We start from the raw sequence: 3,066 nt of genomic DNA on the forward strand, positions 1-3,066 counted from the left end.
CAACAAACGCTTTTGGCGTTATATGGTCAAGCCTCACGAGCAATTAGTACTGGTTAGCTCAACGCCTCACAACGCTTACACACCCAGCCTATCAACGTCCTGGTCTTGAACGGCTCTTCAGGGGGCTCAAGGCCCCAGTGAGATCTCATCTTGAAGGGGGCTTCCCGCTTAGATGCTTTCAGCGGTTATCCTGTCCGAACGTAGCTACCGGGCAATGCCATTGGCATGACAACCCGAACACCAGAGGTTCGTTCACTCCGGTCCTCTCGTACTAGGAGCAACTCTTCTCAAATCTCAAACGTCCACGGCAGATAGGGACCGAACTGTCTCACGACGTTCTAAACCCAGCTCGCGTACCACTTTAAATGGCGAACAGCCATACCCTTGGGACCGGCTTCAGCCCCAGGATGTGATGAGCCGACATCGAGGTGCCAAACACCGCCGTCGATGTGAACTCTTGGGCGGTATCAGCCTGTTATCCCCGGAGTACCTTTTATCCGTTGAGCGATGGCCCTTCCATTCAGAACCACCGGATCACTAAGACCTACTTTCGTACCTGCTCGACGTGTCAGTCTCGCAGTCAAGCGCGCTTATGCCTTTATACTCGATGCATGATTTCCGACCATGCTGAGCGCACCTTCGTACTCCTCCGTTACTCTTTAGGAGGAGACCGCCCCAGTCAAACTACCCACCACACAATGTCCTCGATCCCGATAAGGGACCTGAGTTAGAACCTCAATAGTACCAGGCTGGTATTTCAAGATTGGCTCCACTCTAACTAGCGTCAAAGTTTCAAAGCCTCCCAGCTATCCTACACAAGTAATATCAAAGTCCACTGCGAAGCTATAGTAAAGGTTCACGGGGTCTTTCCGTCTAGCCGCGGATATACGGCATCTTAACCGCAATTTCAATTTCACTGAGTCTCGGGTGGAGACAGTGTGGCCATCGTTACGCCATTCGTGCAGGTCGGAACTTACCCGACAAGGAATTTCGCTACCTTAGGACCGTTATAGTTACGGCCGCCGTTTACTTGGGCTTCGATCAAGAGCTTCGCCGAAGCTAACCCCATCAATTAACCTTCAAGCACCGGGCAGGCGTCACACCCTATACGTCCACTTTCGTGTTTGCAGAGTGCTGTGTTTTTAATAAACAGTCGCAGCCACCTAGTATCTTCGACCACCAACAGCTTAGAGAGCAAGTCTCATCACCGTCAGCGGCGTACCTTCTCCCGAAGTTACGGTACCATTTTGCCTAGTTCCTTCACCCGAGTTCTCTCAAGCGCCTTGGTATTCTCTACCTGACCACCTGTGTCGGTTTGGGGTACGATTTCTTGTTATCTGAAGCTTAGAGGTTTTTCCTGGAAGCATGGCATCAACCACTTCGTCCAAAAGAGGACTCGTCATCGACTCTCAGCTAAAGAGATCCCGGATTTTCCTAAGATCTCAGCCTACTGCCTTAAACACGGACAACCAACGCCGTGCTGGCCTAGCCTACTCCGTCACCCCATCGCAATAACAAAAAGTACAGGAATATTAACCTGTTTCCCATCGACTACGCTCTTCAGCCTCGCCTTAGGGGTCGACTCACCCTACCCTGATTAGCATTGGATAGGAACCCTTGGTCTTCCGGCGGGGGAGTTTTTCACTCCCCTTATCGTTACTCATGTCAGCATTCGCACTTCTGATACCTCCAGGATGCCTTACAGCTTTCCCTTCAACGGCTTACAGAACGCTCCTCTACCACGCTGTAAACAGCGTCCGTAGCTTCGGTGTATGGTTTGAGCCCCGTTATATCTTCCGCGCAGGCCGACTCGACTAGTGAGCTATTACGCTTTCTTTAAAGGGTGGCTGCTTCTAAGCCAACCTCCTAGCTGTCTAAGCCTTCCCACATCGTTTCCCACTTAACCATAACTTTGGGACCTTAGCTGACGGTCTGGGTTGTTTCCCTTTTCACGACGGACGTTAGCACCCGCCGTGTGTCTCCCATAATTGCACTCTACGGTATTCGGAGTTTGCATCGGGTTGGTAAGTCGGGATGACCCCCTAGCCGAAACAGTGCTCTACCCCCGTAGGTGAGATATGAGGCGCTACCTAAATAGCTTTCGAGGAGAACCAGCTATCTCCGAGCTTGATTAGCCTTTCACTCCGATCCACAAGTCATCCGCTGGCTTTTCAACGACAGTCGGTTCGGTCCTCCAGTTGATGTTACTCAACCTTCAACCTGCCCATGGATAGATCGCTCGGTTTCGGGTCTAATCCTAGCAACTGTACGCCCTATTAAGACTCGGTTTCCCTACGGCTCCCCTAAACGGTTAACCTTGCTACTAAAATTAAGTCGCTGACCCATTATACAAAAGGTACGCAGTCACGGTCTCAAGGACCGCTCCCACTGCTTGTACGTACACGGTTTCAGGTTCTATTTCACTCCCCTCACAGGGGTTCTTTTCGCCTTTCCCTCACGGTACTGGTTCACTATCGGTCAGTCAGGAGTATTTAGCCTTGGAGGATGGTCCCCCCATATTCAAACAGCATTCCACGTGTGCCGTCCTACTCGATTTCACTGTATATAAGTTTTCGCATACGGGGCTATCACCCACTATGGCCACACTTTCCAGAGTGTTTTGCTAACTACAATACAGCTTAAGGGCTGGTCCCCGTTCGCTCGCCGCTACTAGGGGAATCTCGGTTGATTTCTTTTCCTCCGGGTACTTAGATGTTTCAGTTCCCCGGGTTCGCCTCTCAAAAGCTATGTATTCACTTAAGAGATACCCAGCTTATACTGGGTGGGTTTCCCCATTCGGAAATGTCCGGATCAAAGGCCGTTTACCGCCTCCCCGAACCTTATCGCAGGTTACCACGTCCTTCATCGCCTCTGACTGCCAAGGCATCCACCGTGCACGCTTAGTCACTTGACCATATAACCCAAAAGGGTCTGATCGAAGAGACTGATAAAACTTCAAGATTGTCTTTCGACAAACATTGAAATAACGATACATTTACGCCGGATTAGCGCTTGTACATTTTCTCATTTGTTACAGGATTCAATTGTTAAAGAGCGTTTAAAGCA

1 rRNA gene is annotated in these 3,066 nt (G+C 50.4%); it reads right to left on the reverse strand.

Going from position 1 to position 3,066, the window contains the following annotated elements:
• Nucleotides 1-22: 22 nt before the first annotated feature.
• A 23S ribosomal RNA gene (locus EHS89_RS20980) occupies nt 23-2,914 on the reverse strand.
• Nucleotides 2,915-3,066 lie beyond the last annotated feature (152 nt).

Origin of the sequence: Amphritea balenae (assembly GCF_003858655.1) — a bacterium.
GTDB classification, from domain to species: domain Bacteria; phylum Pseudomonadota; class Gammaproteobacteria; order Pseudomonadales; family Balneatricaceae; genus Amphritea; species Amphritea balenae.